13 protein-coding genes are annotated in these 15178 nt (G+C 58.7%); 5 read left to right on the top strand and 8 right to left on the bottom strand.

Annotated elements, in window-relative coordinates:
• Positions 1-64: 64 nt before the first annotated feature.
• A complete protein-coding gene (locus GPL81_RS14310; protein WP_160107266.1) occupies positions 65-1015 on the top strand; it encodes an enoyl-CoA hydratase/isomerase family protein in 951 nt (316 codons plus the stop codon).
• Between the two features lie 73 nt (positions 1016-1088).
• Here the strand turns inward: GPL81_RS14310 and GPL81_RS14305 are convergent, their stop codons facing one another.
• The 5 genes from GPL81_RS14305 to GPL81_RS14285 form a co-directional block, all read right to left on the bottom strand.
• Positions 1089-2573, bottom strand: coding sequence for a CoA-acylating methylmalonate-semialdehyde dehydrogenase (locus GPL81_RS14305; protein WP_160107265.1), 1485 nt, complete (start codon positions 2571-2573; stop codon positions 1089-1091).
• A 141-nt stretch (positions 2574-2714) separates the two neighbouring features.
• On the bottom strand, positions 2715-3386 hold the full coding sequence (locus GPL81_RS14300) for a DUF4286 family protein (RefSeq protein ID WP_160107264.1): 672 nt from the start codon (positions 3384-3386) through the stop codon (positions 2715-2717).
• A gap of 27 nt (positions 3387-3413) precedes the next feature.
• Positions 3414-4436 (bottom strand): LLM class flavin-dependent oxidoreductase, encoded by a 1023-nt coding sequence (locus GPL81_RS14295; RefSeq protein ID WP_160107263.1) that lies wholly within the window; start codon positions 4434-4436, stop codon positions 3414-3416.
• A 63-nt stretch (positions 4437-4499) separates the two neighbouring features.
• A complete protein-coding gene (locus GPL81_RS14290) occupies positions 4500-5219 on the bottom strand; it encodes a carboxymuconolactone decarboxylase family protein (protein WP_160107262.1) in 720 nt (239 codons plus the stop codon).
• Between the two features lie 90 nt (positions 5220-5309).
• The gene (locus tag GPL81_RS14285) at positions 5310-5993 is read right to left on the bottom strand and encodes a glutathione S-transferase family protein (RefSeq protein ID WP_160107261.1); all 684 of its coding nucleotides are present in this window, start codon (positions 5991-5993) and stop codon (positions 5310-5312) included.
• 175 nt (positions 5994-6168) lie between these two features.
• Here GPL81_RS14285 and GPL81_RS14280 point away from each other — a divergent pair, with 175 nt between their 5' ends.
• Positions 6169-7092 carry a LysR family transcriptional regulator gene (locus tag GPL81_RS14280; protein ID WP_160107260.1) on the top strand — a complete coding sequence of 308 codons (924 nt, stop codon included), beginning with the start codon at positions 6169-6171 and terminating at the stop codon, positions 7090-7092.
• Between the two features lie 23 nt (positions 7093-7115).
• Here the strand turns inward: GPL81_RS14280 and GPL81_RS14275 are convergent, their stop codons facing one another.
• On the bottom strand, positions 7116-8393 hold the full coding sequence (locus tag GPL81_RS14275; RefSeq protein ID WP_160107259.1) for a peptidase MATCAP family protein: 1278 nt from the start codon (positions 8391-8393) through the stop codon (positions 7116-7118).
• A 10-nt stretch (positions 8394-8403) separates the two neighbouring features.
• On the opposite strand from GPL81_RS14275, the gene GPL81_RS14270 reads away from it, so the two are divergent.
• From GPL81_RS14270 to GPL81_RS14260, 3 genes are read left to right on the top strand one after another with little or no spacing between them, the layout of a single operon-like run.
• On the top strand, positions 8404-8541 hold the full coding sequence (locus GPL81_RS14270; RefSeq protein WP_160107258.1) for a hypothetical protein: 138 nt from the start codon (positions 8404-8406) through the stop codon (positions 8539-8541).
• Positions 8542-8588: 47 nt separating this feature from the next.
• Positions 8589-10247 (top strand): bifunctional 3-(3-hydroxy-phenyl)propionate/3-hydroxycinnamic acid hydroxylase MhpA, encoded by a 1659-nt coding sequence (gene mhpA, locus GPL81_RS14265; RefSeq protein ID WP_160107257.1) that lies wholly within the window; start codon positions 8589-8591, stop codon positions 10245-10247.
• A 2-nt stretch (positions 10248-10249) separates the two neighbouring features.
• Positions 10250-10897, top strand: a complete 648-nt coding sequence (locus GPL81_RS14260; protein WP_160107256.1) for a TetR/AcrR family transcriptional regulator — start codon at positions 10250-10252, stop codon at positions 10895-10897.
• Positions 10898-11085: 188 nt separating this feature from the next.
• On the opposite strand, the gene GPL81_RS14255 is transcribed toward GPL81_RS14260, so the two are convergent.
• Both GPL81_RS14255 and GPL81_RS14250 read right to left on the bottom strand, forming a co-directional pair.
• Entirely contained in the window at positions 11086-12513 is a 1428-nt protein-coding gene (locus GPL81_RS14255) for a DUF1254 domain-containing protein (RefSeq protein WP_160107255.1), read from the bottom strand.
• 652 nt (positions 12514-13165) lie between these two features.
• Entirely contained in the window at positions 13166-14788 is a 1623-nt protein-coding gene (locus GPL81_RS14250) for a methyl-accepting chemotaxis protein (protein WP_160107254.1), read from the bottom strand.
• Between the last annotated feature and the right edge of the window lie 390 nt (positions 14789-15178).

Here is a 15178-nt window from a genome sequence, read left to right as displayed (position 1 = left end):
CAGGCCACAACGACGGCTCAATCGGGAATTCGCATGTCCTCAGGCATTCTTTGGAGAAATTGCCATGAGACTTCAATTGCTTACGGCTGCATTGATTTTCGCCAGCATGGCGACGACAGGTGCTGCTCTCGCTGGCGATACAGCCCCTTCAACCGCCACCAAGGCGGCTTCCACCACTGCGGTCAAACAGGAAATCAAGCTCACGCGAATCACGCCCGAATACTGGCGGGTCACGTTCCACAACCCGCCGTACAACATCTATGGTCCGGAAACCATGCCGCAGTTGAACGAGGTGGTCACCGCCATCGAGTCCGATCCGAAGCTGGTGGTCGTCGTGTTCGACAGCGACGTGCCGGATTTCTTCCTCACCCACTATGACTTCGTCCCCCCGCTGACTGACACCACCAGTCTGCCCAACGGCCCGACCGGCCTGCCACCGCTGCCTGACATGCTGGTGCGATTGAGCAAGGCACCTGTGGTCTCGATTGTGTCGATTCGCGGTCGCGCTACCGGCGTCGGCAGCGAACTGGCGTTGGCCAGCGACATGCGCTTCGCCAGCCGCGAGAAAGCCATCCTGTCGCAATGGGAAATCGGCGCCGCCCTGGTGCCTGGCGGTGGTCCTATGGCGCGCCTGCCCAGGCTGATGGGTCGTGGGCGAGCGCTGGAAGTACTGCTGACCGGCAACGACATCAATGGCGAATTGGCCGAACGCTATGGCTACGTCAATCGCGCACTGCCCGACGCCGAGCTTGACAAGTTCGTCGACACCATGGCCCGTCGCATCGCCCGGTTCGACAAGCAGTCGATAGCCGACATCAAGCACCTGGTCGACGCGGCCAGCCTGCCGCCCAATGACGCCATCGCCAGCGAATGGGAAGGTTTCATCGGTTCGGTGAAACGCCCGACGGCACAGGCGCGGATCAAACAATTGATGGAGATGGGCCTGCAAAAGAAAGCGGACGTCGAAAAACGCCTGGCCCATTACACCGGCACTTTGGGTGAGGCGTCGAAATGATCCTGCATCCCGTTTCCTTATAAGAATTGCGGTTGCTTCCCAGGCGTAGGGAAGCAGCCGTGACAATCTTTATTTATGGCGGACAATCGGGCCAGTGCTCTATGACGCTCTTGTAGCGGGTGTAAAAGCGCACGGCTTCCTCGCCGTATGCGTGATGAGCACCAAACATCGATCGCTTCCAGCCCCCGAACGAATGCCACGCTGACGGCACTGGACTCGGAACGTTGATGCCCACCATACCGATCTGAATCTGCCGGGTGAATGCGCGCGCGGCACCGCCGTCGGATGTGTAAAGCGATACGCAGTTCCCCAGCTCATGGGCGTTGACGAGTGCAATTGCGCTCGCGAGATCAGGCACCCGGACAACCGACAGGACTGGCCCGAAAATCTCTTCTCGATAGATGCTCATCTGCGGCGTTACGTCGTCAAACAGCGAGCCGCCGAGAAAGAAGCCCTCTTCGTGGCCGGCCACGGTCTGGCCGCGGCCATCGACGACAAGCCTGGCACCTGCCGTGAGGCCCGCATCGATATAGCCCAACACCTTGGTGCGATGCACGGCGCTAATAAGCGGCCCCATGTCCAGACCGGGCTCCATGCCACCGCCCATCTTGAGCGAGCGCACGCGCGGCGCGAGACGCTCGATCAGCTCATCGCCAATAGTCCCTACCGCCACCACGACTGACGTCGCCATGCAGCGCTCGCCGGCTGAGCCATATGACGAGTTGATTATCGCATCGACCGTTTTATTGAGATTGGCGTCGGGCAAGACCACGAGATGGTTCTTCGCACTGCCCAATGCTTGAACGCGCTTGCCGTATTTCGCGCTTTCTTTGTAGATATATTCGGCAACCGGCGTCGAGGCGACGGCAGATACCGCCACCACATCGGGGTGCTGCATCAGTGCATCGACGACAGCCTTGCTGCCATGCAAGACGTTGAACACGCCTTTGGGAAAGCCCGCTTCGATGAACAGCTCCGCGAGCCGGATCGATGCCGACGGAGTGCGCTCCGAAGGTTTGAGGATGAAGGTGTTGCCGGTCGCGGCCGCCATCACAAACATCCAGCACGGCACCACCATCGGGAAGTTGAATGGCGTGACGCCCACGGCCACGCCGACGGGTTGACGCAAATTCCACGCGTCGATGCCGGGGGCGCTCTGATCGGTGAAATCGGTCTTGAGCAGGTTTGGAATGCCACACGCGAATTCGACGATTTCGATCCCGCGTATCACCTCGCCCTTTGCATCCTCAAACAACTTGCCGTGGTCGCGGGTAATCAACTCTGCGAGTTCGTCGCTATACGTCTCGAGCAGTTCCTTGAACTTGAACATCAAACGCGCACGCCTAAGTGGCGCGGTTTCGCTCCAGCCCGGGAAGGCGGCTTTCGCCGCAGCGACGGCTGCGTCGACGTCTTCTGCGTTGGCGACCGGCAAGCGAGCTGTCACTCGGCCCAGTGCTGGATCCAACACGTCGGCGAACTGCCCGCTCGTGCCTGCAGCGTGTTGACCGTTGATGAAATGACTCAGTTGACGCACTGACCCTTGATTTGCTTCGCTCATACGGTCCTCCTGAACGTCAGGGTCCTGTATTGGCAGCAACATGCTGTGATCCATCCGTCACTATGCGCTCGCCCCGGCGTTTATCAAGGAGGTTGTCGCGTCAACCGTCGAGCGAGGTAGTCGCGACCCATGGCGCACGAGTTAAGTTCGGGCCGCAACGAACGGTTGTCCAATACCTCTAAACACCCCGGAATGAGCCTTGAACCATTCTTCCTGAGCAAGCTGCATTCTCCAGGGAGAGTTGTTCGCCTGTTCGCGCGCACTGGATTGGAGGGCATCGGCTGTCGCAAGGTAGTGCAAGGCAAGATGGGTGAACGGCTGCGGCTCCCCATCCACGATCCGGAATCGTCGCACCGCAAGCCAATCGGAGCAGCCGAGCAATGTGGGGATATGATCCTCTTCATACCAGCGGTCAAACGCTTCGGTGCGGGGCGCGGGCACGGTGAAGAATACGGCATAAACCCATGCGGCTTCGCTTGAGGATGCGTTGTGCGCCAGCGGATTCTTCCAGCTGCTGATTTCCTCCCCGATATAGCGCGTGACATCTTTGGCTCCGGCCATTATGCGGCGAGTCAATTCACCCGAGCTGGCCTTGATGTCCTTGTACTCGGGTGTCAGCAGGGCACTCTTGTCTTGCAACTCGTAGAGGGCCAGGTACGCAGGGCCATCTGCATTGCGAAAGCGCTGCGCACTGACGAAGCCCGGTGCTTGCATGCGCGGCGGGATATGCTCGGTGTCATACCAGTGGTTGAATTCGTCCTCCTGGGTCGCACCAGGCGTCATCTCTGAAAACAGCACAGCTTTGCGGGTCATTGGCCTGTCTCTCGTAATTGTTCAGCGCTAGCGCCAGCCGAGGTCGGGGGCGACATGGGTGAGAATCGATTCGATGACGTGCGCGCAGTACTCCACGCCCAATTGGTTTGGCACCGTGAGGAGCAGGGTGTCGGCGGCAGCGATCGCCTCGTCCTTGGCTAGTTGCGCAACGAGGACATCCGGTTCCGCCGCGTAGTTTCGACCGAAGATCTTCTGAGTATCGTCGTCCAGAAAACCGAGCGTATCGTTGCTTTGAGTGTCTCGACTGAAGTACAGCCGGTCCAGATCGTTCACCAGCGCGAAGACACTGCGGCTGACGGATACGCGCGGTTCTCGTGTATGTCCGGCCTCTTTCCAGGCCTCACGGTAGGCGCGGATCTGTTGTGCTTGCTGGATATGAAGGGGGAGGCCGCTTTCGTCGTTCTTCAAGGTCGAAGTCTGCAGATTCATACCCATCTTCGCGGCCCAAACCGCGGTTGCATCGGAACCCGATCCCCACCAGATGCGCTCGCGGAGGCCTTTGGAGTGCGGTTCGACCCGTAGAAGCCCGGGCGGGTTTGCAAACATCGGCCTTGGATTGGGTTGTGCAAAGCCCTTGCCCCGCAGCACCTCATAAAAGACTTCGGTGTGACGGCGCGCCAAATCGGCATGAGTCTCTCCCTTGTCAGGCTCGTAGCCGAAGTGGCGCCATCCGTCCATGACCTGTTCGCCGGAGCCGCGGCTGATACCCAGCTGCAGCCGTCCACCCGCAATCAGATCGGCTGCCCCGGCATCTTCTGCCATGTAGAGCGGGTTTTCGTAACGCATGTCGATGACACCCGTTCCGATTTCGATCCTGCTGGTTTTTGCACCGATCGCTGCGAGAAGTGGAAAAGGCGATGCAAGCTGTTGAGCGAAATGATGGACGCGAAAGAACGCCCCATCTGCGCCCAGTTCCTCGGCGGCAACCGCCAGGTCGATGGATTGCAGAAGAACGTCAGACGCCGAGCGCGCCCGCGAACCCGCAGAATCGCTCCAGTGGCCAAAAGAAAGAAAGCCGATTTTTTTCATGGGAACCTCACCGAAAGGGTTCAGATACAGGGTAACGAGTGGTCATGATCACCCTGGAGCAGGTTAATCAGGTCGCTTCTCCAACACGTCCTTAACCACAGGCAATGCCGTATAGACGCTGGACCAACCCGTGTAAAACGCCAGCTGCGTCATGACTTCTCCTACTTGCTCGCTGGTCAGTCCGTTGTCCATTGCGCGGTTCAAATAGAAGGACAGTTGTGCGATCTGCGCCGTGGCCACCACCGAACTGACCGTAACCAGACATCGATCTCGCGGGGCGAGGCCCGGTCGCAGCCACAGATCATGAAAGAGAACATCTCTGGTGAGCTGGACAAGCCCCGGCGCCACCGCACCGAAGTTTTGCGCGACGGTGGCCTCGCGTTGCGCTTCGGCTACCTCGTCGATGGGGAGGAGGTCGACGGAGGCCGGCGCAAGCTGCGCTGCACCCATTGCGCGTCGTTCAAAAACCGCATTCGTTACCTTCGCGGCCGCCATCGCATTGGCCCAGCCGGAATAGAACGCCAGATGGGTAATGATTTCCGAGATTTCGCCGGACTCGAGGCCGCTGTCGAGGGCCAGGTCGAGGTAATACGGCATCTCTGCACTCTGATTGCGCGCAATCAAGACCGACAGCGTCACGATGCTGCGGTCGCGCGCGGACAGTTGCGGTCTCTGCCATAAATCGCCGAGCACGACGTCGGTCGTATAACGCGCAAGGGCTGGCGAAACCGCACGGATGTCATCAAGCGCATTGCCGGAGTCGTACAGAACTGAATGTTGCATGGCTGTTTTCCTCAGGTTGTTGTGCGCAACGGTGTCAGGGGCAAAGGCTGGCCGTTTTCAGGTGGCCAGCCGGAGGAGGGCGAGTCTTGACTAGACGGCGAGTGAGGCGTTCTGCGGGAATAGTGCGCGACGGGTTTCTTCGTCAAATTCGCTTTTGAACTGGAGTTTGTCCTTCAGCGCCAAGGCGCGGGCGGCCGCCGGGCGCGACGAGATTTCATCGACCAGGCGTTTGACATGGGGATAATCGGCCAGACCTTTTTCACCGAAGATATAGCCGGCAAAGTTGGCCCAGCCCCAAAGTGCCATGTCGGCGATCGAATAAGTATCGCCAGCCAGGTACTTCGAGCCGCCGAGACGCGCATCGAGAACCCGGTAGTGACGCTCGACTTCTTTGATATAGCGGTTGCGCGCATACGGCAGGGGTTCCGGCGCGTGGTGCATGAAATGCACGGCCTGGCCGGAGAACGGCGACAGGCCAGTCGCGATGAACAGCAACCACGAAAGCATCGCCGCATGCTGCGATGGGTCGGCCGGCACGAACCTGCCATGTTTTGCCCCAAGGTGCAGCAGTATGGCGTGGGAATCGAATACCGCGACCCCGTTGTCGACGATGGCCGGAACCTTGCCGTTCGGATTGATCTCCAGAAATGCCGGCTGGTGTTGCTCACCCTTGAAGGTGTCGACGGCAGAAAGCTCGAACGGGATTTCAAGTTCTTCGAGCAGGAGCGCGACCTTGGTGGGATTGGGCGTCGGATGAAAGTAAAACTTAAGCATGATGTTTCCTTGATTTGACGTGAGATGAATCGCAGTGCATTGGCAGGCACAGAGGCACGAGATCAGCGAACCAGGGGCCTTTGAGGAGGCCTTCGGAGCGCGTAGGGAGATAGTGGACCGATAGTCCGGGTTTGACATACGATCGCCCCGATGAAAACGTTCGGTGAGATCGCACATGTTGTCTGAAGACGAATTGGCACTGCTGGAAGCGATTCGCGAGACTGGCAGCCTTTCACGCGCAGCCGCGCGGCTGGGCAAGGCGCCGTCGACGATCTCGCACGCCGCACGACAACTGGAGGCGCGCTTCGACGCCTTGTTGTTTGATCGCCGCCGTTACCGACTGCAACTGACGCCCGCCGGTCAGGTGCTCGCCGATGAAGCCGCACGCCTGATGCTTGATGTGTCGCGCATGACGCAGCGCGTGCGGCAGATCGCGAGCGGCTGGGAGGACCAGCTCTGGATCGTCACCGACGAAATTATCGAATTCGCCCTGCTGATGCCGCAGGTACGCGATTTCGATGCGCTTGCGTCTGGCGTCAAGTTGCGTTTCACGCACGAAGTCTTGAACGGCACCTGGGAAGCATTGCGTGACGGCCGGGCGGACCTGATCGTGGGAGCGACCAATGAACCGCCGGCGATTCCCGGGCTGCGCTGGTTCGAGCTCGGCTCGATCGAATGGGTGTTCGCGGTGGCGGCGCGACATCCCCTGGCGCGCGTTGACGGGCCACTCGGGCGCGAGCACCTACGCGAGCATCGCGCGGTGGTGGTGGGCGATTCGTCGCGTGCGATAGCGGGGCGCGCTTACGGGGTGATCGGTGGCCAGACTTCGCTGGCCGTGCCGAACATGCAAGCAAAAATACTCGCGCAGCGTGAAGGCCTGGGCATCGGCTGGTTGCCGCGTCAGCGTGTGGCGTCGTTGCTGGAAAATGGCGAGCTGGTGGAGAAGGCGACCGTCGATCCGCGCGAGCCGACCGTATCGTATGTTGCGTGGCGCGGTGATCGCGAGGGGCGGGCGTTGCAATGGTGGCTGGAGCAGTTGCGGCAGCCGCGCCTGGCCAGGCGGTTGATACAGGGCATGGATGTGACGATCAGCTCATGACACGAATCGAGTTGCGCGGTTGATCACAGGGCGCTGGCATCGTTTTCGTGTTCATCGGCAAATGCCATGAGCACCTCCAGATCGAGCACATCCAGTTTTATCTGAGCGATAAAAGCGGAGAAGGCCAGGTTGGCAGCGAGTAGCCGTAGATCGCTGGCCCAGGCCGGGAGATAGGTGGGGCCCTGAAGCCAGCCGGACTCGAATAGCGGCGCCAGGCGTAGGGTATCCGCCAGACTCAGGCGTCCCGCAAACAAATGACCCACCAGTTCCGGTCGATTGTCGCGGATCGCGATGCGAAGCAGGGTATGGACTCCCAGCAAACCCGTCAGGTAGGCGGCATCCTTGGTAAACGCCGAGCCACCACGCAGGTCGGCGCCACGGAAGACCCGCTGGGTTGAGCGAAAGGACTCCTCTTGTGACTGGCCGGCGGCAAGAAAACCCTCGAATACCTGTATGAAATCGGCGCCGTCCAACGCCTGCTGGACTGCAAGCACGCGCAGGGCCAGGCGGCGCAAGCGGTTGATGTCCATGCTGCCAGTGAACAGTTCTGCCAGGGTGGCAATGCCTTCCTGAGTCTGGGTCGTGCGTGGCGCTCCCAAACCCAGACTTTTGAGGTTGGGCTGCAGCGCGCCATTTTGTGCGGTAGCGGCATGCACGAAGGCCTCGTGCTGCAATAACTGATTCTTGTCCAGTTCAGAGAACAGGGCGCCGGTACGCAGGCGTATGCGGCTTGCCCCGGCGATCGCCTTGGCGGCCAGCGTCGGGTCGAGCACGACCGTGACCCGGCCTTCACCGAAGAAACGGTCCAACTCCGGCTGCATCCAGGCGGCGAAGGCTTCGGCCGGGATCTCGGCCTGAGTCGGTGGAATCCGGGCGCCACCCAGCAGGGCGTCGGTGGTCGTGAGAAAGAACTGCGCCGCGTCCAGCATGCTGAGTTTCTGGTTCGGATAATAGAAATCCGGGCGCCGGTACAACGCGGATGAAAATTGGGTAAAGGCGGGCGTGCCAATCGCCCCCAGCATGCGTCCGGCCGTGGCATAGCTACGCGCGGTCATGGCGAGATAATTCCCGGCCGGGTGCCCGAGATCGCAACGCCCGATAAAGGCTTCCAGAGCGGCGATGTCGGCGCTGTGTTCGCGGGGGCTCAATTGGACCCTGGGCAACTCTGCTTTCCCTTCACGCCAATGCGCCAGGAACACTTCCTCGACGCCATCGGGCCAGGACAGGGCATCCAGTACGCGGATCTTGCGCACCAAGCCGGGTAGGGCGGCATCGAGTTCCGACAGGGGGGCGCTGCTCATGGAGTCACCCTTGAAAGACGAGGTTCTTTCGAAAAAGCTTAGCCGTTGCGATGCATTGCGTCGTAACCGATCAACGGTTTCAATTAATAATGACAAAAACATCAATATTGAAATATCTCTCAATATTGCATACCTTGGTGATGCTTGACGATGAGACCTGTGCGCCTCACGACTTCAATCACCCAAGGGCTCAAGATGAACAACAATAAAAAAGTTTCCGAATTACCTTCCTCCGCCGTCGATGTGCTGGTCGTCGGTAACGGTCCGGTAGGTGCGACAATCGCGGCGCTGCTCGGCCGCTACGGGGTTACGACCCTGGTCCTGGACAAGCTCCATGACATCGTACTGATGCCTCGTGCCATTGCCCTGGACAACGAGGCCTTGCGCATCCTGCAACTCGCCGGATTGTCGGAGGACGCGTTCGAGAAGATCGTGATCCCGGAAGTGAAGATGCACTCTCCGGTCCTCGGGCAATTTGGTCGAGCCAACACGCAAGGGTGTATCGACGGCCACCCCAAGCTTGTGACCTTCTATCAACCCGACCTCGAACGAGCGATGCGTGGCCAGGTTTCCCGACTCAAATCAGTGACCAGCCTGGGTGGTTTCGAGCTGGAGAGCCTGGTTGAGGAAGCGGATGGCGTGGTCGCCACCGTGCGGGATGAAAATGGGCATTCGCATGCTGTTCGCGCCCAGTACCTGATTGGTGCAGATGGCGCCAGCTCCCGGGTCAGGGCGCTGATCGGCCAGGAGTTCGAAGGACAAACCTACGCAGAGGACTGGTTGATTGTCGATGCCAAAAACCGGCATCAGTCGGCCATTGATCACATTGAGTTTATCTGTAATCCGCAACGGCCCACGCCGCACATGCCCGCCCCCGGTGGCAGGGAGCGCTGGGAGTTCATGCTGCAACCCGGTGAATCCCGGGAGGAGCTGGAAAGCCCGGAAAGCATCGCCCGGCTCATTGCGCCATGGGTCAATCCGCAGGAGCTGGAAATCGAGCGCAAGGCGGTGTATCGATTCCACGCCCGTTGCTGCAACCGGTTCAGCAAGGGACGGACGTTCCTCGTTGGCGATGCCGCGCACATCACCCCACCCTTCGTCGGGCAAGGTCTCGTCGCGGGCCTTCGTGATGGTGCCAACCTGGCCTGGAAGCTGGCGTGGGTCCTGCGTGGCCACGCCGCGCCGGCGATACTCGATACCTATGACGTAGAGCGCCGTCCGCATGCCCAGGCGATGATCAATCTGGCAAAAATGATGGGCCGCCTGGTGATGCCCAAGAACAAGATCGCAGCGTTCTTCATCCATGGTTTTATGCGCACACTGGGGTTGACTGCCTCGACCAGAAGGTACTTCGAGCAGTTGGACATCAAGCCGAAGAACACCTTCAAGCAAGGCCTGTTCGTGCCACATCGTCGGGGTGACAAGCTGGTTCGTGGCAGCCTGTTTCCCCAAGCCTGGGTTCGCACCCTGCAAAAACAGATCAAGCTGAGCGACGATGCGCTGGGAGACAACCTGACCCTGGTTGGATTCGGCGTCGACCCGTTGTCACTGCTCACCACTGATCAGATCGTCGCCTGGGAAAAGATGGGGGGCCACTTCCTGGAGGTCAGGCCCCGCGGTCAACGCTCCGGCGGCCGTTGTGACTTCATCGAAGACATGAACCATGAGATCCTGCCGCTGGCGGCGAAAGGAACGCTGGTCGCCGTTCGCCCTGACCGTATCATCATGCACCATGCCCCTGGCACAGAGGCCGGCAGGCTCCTTCGAGACTGCCAGAGCCTGCTGATGAGTGATGACGCCACTGCTGACAGGGTTTCCAGTACCATCAATGAGCCGATTAGATTAAGAGCTTAATCATGCCTATCCCCACACCTCCTTTCGAAGCAGATGCGCCAGAACCTCTCACCAGGGGGCACAAGAAGCGTGAACGCACCCGTCGCGGTCTGATGGATGCAGCATTGCGACTTGTCGCACGCAAGGAGGTGGGGGAGATCGCATTGTTGGAAGTCGCCGCCGAGGCGGCGGTATCCAACGGCACCATCTACAACTATTTCCGAACGCGCGACGAAGTCCTCGAAGCGGTGGGCATTGCCATGGCCGCCGAGTTCTCTGACGCCATTTCCGTCCTGAACGCGGATGTGCAGTGCGGAGCGCAGCGGCTTTCGATTGGCGTACGCATGTTTGTGTGCCGGGCTGCGGCTGACCACCAATGGGCGAATGCTTTACTGCGCATCATCCATTTCGACCAGGCCATGCGTTCGCGTTTGGCTGACCATGTGCTGGGTGACCTGCGTGAGGGGCTGCGCGCAGGAACTTTGGCTTATGAGGACGAGGGGGTTGCCCTGGATCTGGTCTTATCGTGCACAACCGGAGCGATGCGCTCAGTGGTCGAGGGGCGTGCAGTGGTTGAGCATGATGTGCGGGTCGCCGAAATGATTCTCCAGGCGCTGGGCGTAACGCCTGCCAAAGCCCGGAAAATCGCGGCCAGGCCACTGCCTGGGTAAGTGCACAGGCTTACCATCCATTTGCGTTCGATGCACCCATGCCGCCAGGAAAGTGATTTTCCAATTACTGTCTAACCAAATCCCCCGGTTTCCAGCGCTTGTCGAAGAATGTTGAAGGCCACCCCTGACGCAAGGCCAAGGCGGTCAGTGCTTTGTTCAAGGTATTCATGATCGACATCCTGATCTGATCAATTTGTTTTCGGCGAGGCGCTGGCTACATCCTGCTTCGATTGTTCGATCAAGGGCGATTTCCACTTGCCTTCCAGCAGCTCGGGTTTCGGCCAGTAGTAGCGCATCGTCACCATGAAGGGGCCGTCAGGTGCCGGCAGCCAGTTCGCCTCTTTATCCTTACCAGGAGATTCATGCTGGATGTACAGGGTCAGTCCGCCATCCGCATCCTTCGCCAGGTTCGGCAGCATGGGGGAGTTGATCAAATAACGATTGATCGCGTTATCCACGAGCAATTGTTTCGGGAGGTCGTACATCGTTAACGACCAAAACGCCTGCACGGGCGGTTGCCGACCCTTGGCGAATCTCAGCGTGTAATTGTGTGTGCTGGCATCGAGAGGTTGGCCTGTGGCGTCTTTATCGTAGATGGGGTACATCGCTTCTTCGCGCGAGTTTGCGCCAATACCCATTTGCGCGCCTGTAGCGCGGGCGACGTAATTGTTTTTCAGGAAGGCCCTTGTTCCAAACAAAGTGTCTGTTTTTCCACCCAGGGAGTGACGGAGTTCGTCGATTTCTTTTTGGCCGTCTTGCATGCCAGCCAACAGGGCGGCTTGCTGTGCCGGTGTCAATGTCGTCAAGTCGAAGGGTTTTCCCGGTTCGATTCCAATCTCGGTGAAGCGCTTGCGCAGCGCGGCTTCACTGGGATGGGTTGGGGCGAATTGCAGAAGAAAGGCGAGCTGGTTGAAAAATTCTGGCGAGCTTCGTTCGATGGCAGGCGCTATTGGTTTGATCCAGTTCACGTCATCAGCTGCCTTGGGCGCAGCTTTTTTCTGGAACGCAGAGAGCGTCTGAACGTTGTATTTCGCCTGGATGTTTTTAACGTTCTGCAAATCATCGGGGTTGAACAGCTGAGTGCGACCGACCACTGAAACCATGTCCGTTTCGGCCTGAATCACCTTATCCACGCCCCGGGGTTTTTCACCCTTCCAGTCCGGCCCGGCGATCATATACGTGCCGCCCTGATTACCCGTGGTCCGGCTACCAATGTATGCAAAATTGAAGCTATACAGATCCATCAGCTGGAAAACGAAATAACGATCTTTTTCCATCGGTGGAACGCTGATTACCACCGGCTCGGCGCGCAAGTCCAGTCCGCTGAACGAGTATGGCGTATCGGAATTCGGGGTTACAAAAGCCGTGTCAGCAGGGGTGAACACTCTGGACACATTGAGGATGTTGTTGAACGGGCCTTTGTACTGTGGATTGTTTTTGTCGATGGAGAAGGCATACATGACACGATAGGTATCAACCATCGGAGTGCCGAAAACATAGGCTTCTTTCGCGATGTCTCGTGTTTCTTGCTCGCTGACCCCAGCGTGGGTGGCTGTGGGTGCGGCGATCAGAAAAGCGACGACCAACGACGAGGTAAATAATGCATTTCTCAGCATGCAGGACGCTCCCTTTTCCCTGGTGGCAATCTCGGTTCTTCAGTGCGAACCCAATGCAGCGTAGGTCCGAAAGTGGGGGGCGTCTAGTTGCCGGGCTGTTACATCAACGACAGGCGGGGTTTAATCTGGCTATGGATCACCGCGTATAACTAGCCGCTTTTGGCCGATAGCCTGCCGCGAAGGGCAACAAGTCACCCCAAACGGTTGCAGTTCAAATCCCATAATTGCGTTGGCTCGCGATGAACGCCAGAGCGCCGCAAGCAGCCAGTTAACACGCGTAATCGTTAACGACCATCGCGAGCAAGCTTGCTCCTACAAAAGACCACACTTTAGGGCGAGGCTGGGGATTGAGAGGGACTACTGGCCAATCTGCATGCCATTTTGTGCCTATCGAGGCTGGAAATGAATTTGTGGCGAGGGGATTTATCCCCGTTCGGCTGCGAAGCAGTCGTGAGTCCGCAAGGCTCAGGTTGATTGAAAGGGAGCCGGGGGCTGCTTCGCAACCCAACGGGGATAAATCCCCTCACCACAAAGGTAAGTGTCCGCTTTAAAGTGAGCAGCATTGCGCCTTACATGACGGGGCCACTTCTATCTTGAACTGGCCAAAACGGCTGGCGCTCAAGCCAGCCATCTGGATTGCGATCGACTTGGGTTAAACCACAAATTTCGAGACCAGACCATTGAGTGAAACGGCCAGTCGCGAAAGTTCCTGGCTTGCAGCACTGGTTTGTGTCGCACCGGCGGCGGTCTGCGATGCCAGTTCGCGGATATTGACCAGGTTGCCATCCACTTCCCGGGCGACTTGCGCTTGCTGCTCGGCCGCACTGGCGATCACCAGGTTGCGTTCATTGATCTGCGCGAACGAGGAGGCAATCTGATCGAGGGCCTGGCCCGCTGCCTGCGCCACTTCCAGGGTGTCGTGCGCGCGGGTGTTACTGCCTTGCATCGCATTGACCGCCTGCACGGTCCCCTGTTCGATGGCCATGACCAATTGCTCGATTTCCTGGGTCGAGCGCTGAGTACGATGCGCAAGGCTGCGCACTTCATCGGCGACCACGGCAAAACCGCGACCTGCCTCACCCGCCCTGGCCGCTTCGATGGCGGCGTTGAGTGCCAGCAGATTGGTTTGCTCGGCAACCGTTCGAATGACATCGACCACCTGGCTGATGTCGCGGACCCGGCCTGCCAGATTTTCTACTTCACCCGCCGTTGCAGTGACGCCGCTGGCCAGTTCGCCAATTGCGTCGACGGTGCGCAACACCTGCTGCCGGCCAAGTTGCGCCGTGAGGTCCGACGCCCGTGTAGCATCGGCCGTGGAGCTTGCGTTGCGGGCAACATCTTCCGCTGCACTGGTCATCTCGTTGATCGCCGTGGCCGCCTGCTCGATCTCACCATTTTGCTGGTGCAGCCCACGACTGGCATCTTCGGTAACGGCGCTCAACTCTTCGGCAGCCGACGTCAGTTGATTGGATGACTCGGAGATAGCGATGATGGTGTTACGCAGATTGCTCTGCATGGCTGCTAATGCGGCCATTAACCGCGCAGGTTCATCGCTGCCAACAAATGCGGTGCTTGTGGTGAGATTACCGGTGGCCACCGTCTCGGCCAGTTGGACCGATTGGCGCAGCGGCAGGACGATGCTGCGAATCAAGCCGACGGCGACGACGCAGGACGCCAGTGCGACGATCAACAACACCCCAATAACACCGCTGCGTGCGCTGTTGAAGACGTCGACGCTGTTTGAGGCTGCACCATTGGCGCCACGGTTATTAAATTCGATCAGGTCGGTGAGCGTCTTGCTCAGTGCATCCGCAAGCGGGTTCATCTCGCCATTGATAACGTTCCGGGCTTCTTCGAGTTGATCCTTGCGCGACAAATCGATCACTTTGGCCTGGAGAGCCATGTAGGCCGTTGCTGCGGTCCTGAAGCGCTCGAACAACGCCCTGTCTTCATCCACGATAATGGTTTTTTCGTACTGCTCCATTTCTTTTCGGGATTCGGCCTTGAGCAATTCCATCTTCTGGTAGTTCTGCTCAAGGCTCTGCGGATCGCGGCTGATCATGACCCGCAAAGTCAGGGCACGGATACGTTGAACGTTTTGCGCGCCGTGACTCAAGGCCATCACTCCGGGCAGCCAATCGTCACTTATTTGCCGGGTGCTTTCACGCATATCGTCCAACTTCGACAGCGCAAATATCCCCAACCCTGCAGTCAGCACTACCACCAGGCTGAAACCGATGGACGCACGCCAAGCGATACTAATATTCCTGATCATGTCTGGATTCTTCTTATAGTTTTTTGCGATCGGCTGCCGCCATGTAATGCCCATCGCTGGAAAGTGAAGACGTGGAGCGAGCCGCTGTTTGAAGCCCCGGTATGAAATTACCGAACTACCGCATTACCCCTAATCATCGAGCAATCCACCAATATCTACGGTATCCGGCATGGCTCATGCAGATCCGCTGAGTGCGAATTGCCAGCGGCTTTTTTTACGCGATTGTGTTGGCTGTGGATTTTCATTCGACGTCATTTTCTTTTCATTTCATGCCAAATTGCCTGATGTCAGGTGCTGAACCTGCCAGTCACCGCGGGCAATGAAGGGGGCCAAACGGCCCAAATGGGTCATTCGCGATAGGCAAAAAATGGCCAGAAGCAATGGGATGGA

The sequence above is a fragment of the Pseudomonas izuensis genome, from assembly GCF_009861505.1.
GTDB classification, from domain to species: domain Bacteria; phylum Pseudomonadota; class Gammaproteobacteria; order Pseudomonadales; family Pseudomonadaceae; genus Aquipseudomonas; species Aquipseudomonas izuensis.
The sequence above is the reverse complement of the archived record's forward strand: the minus strand, read 5'-3'. Positions and strand labels throughout refer to the sequence as shown.

Bases quoted from the DNA above. Each gene is read 5' to 3' on its own strand.
- GPL81_RS14255 (WP_160107255.1), bottom strand. From the start codon at position 12,513: ATGCTGAGAAATGCATTATTTACCTCGTCGTTGGTCGTCGCTTTTCTG.
- GPL81_RS14305 (WP_160107265.1), bottom strand. From the start codon at position 2,573: ATGAGCGAAGCAAATCAAGGGTCAGTGCGTCAACTGAGTCATTTCATC.
- GPL81_RS14285 (WP_160107261.1), bottom strand. From the start codon at position 5,993: ATGCTTAAGTTTTACTTTCATCCGACGCCCAATCCCACCAAGGTCGCG.
- GPL81_RS14300 (WP_160107264.1), bottom strand. From the start codon at position 3,386: ATGACCCGCAAAGCTGTGCTGTTTTCAGAGATGACGCCTGGTGCGACC.
- GPL81_RS14275 (WP_160107259.1), bottom strand. From the start codon at position 8,393: ATGAGCAGCGCCCCCCTGTCGGAACTCGATGCCGCCCTACCCGGCTTG.
- GPL81_RS14290 (WP_160107262.1), bottom strand. From the start codon at position 5,219: ATGCAACATTCAGTTCTGTACGACTCCGGCAATGCGCTTGATGACATC.
- GPL81_RS14280 (WP_160107260.1), top strand. From the start codon at position 6,169: ATGTTGTCTGAAGACGAATTGGCACTGCTGGAAGCGATTCGCGAGACT.
- GPL81_RS14250 (WP_160107254.1), bottom strand. From the start codon at position 14,788: ATGATCAGGAATATTAGTATCGCTTGGCGTGCGTCCATCGGTTTCAGC.
- mhpA (WP_160107257.1), top strand. From the start codon at position 8,589: ATGAACAACAATAAAAAAGTTTCCGAATTACCTTCCTCCGCCGTCGAT.
- GPL81_RS14260 (WP_160107256.1), top strand. From the start codon at position 10,250: ATGCCTATCCCCACACCTCCTTTCGAAGCAGATGCGCCAGAACCTCTC.
- GPL81_RS14310 (WP_160107266.1), top strand. From the start codon at position 65: ATGAGACTTCAATTGCTTACGGCTGCATTGATTTTCGCCAGCATGGCG.
- GPL81_RS14295 (WP_160107263.1), bottom strand. From the start codon at position 4,436: ATGAAAAAAATCGGCTTTCTTTCTTTTGGCCACTGGAGCGATTCTGCG.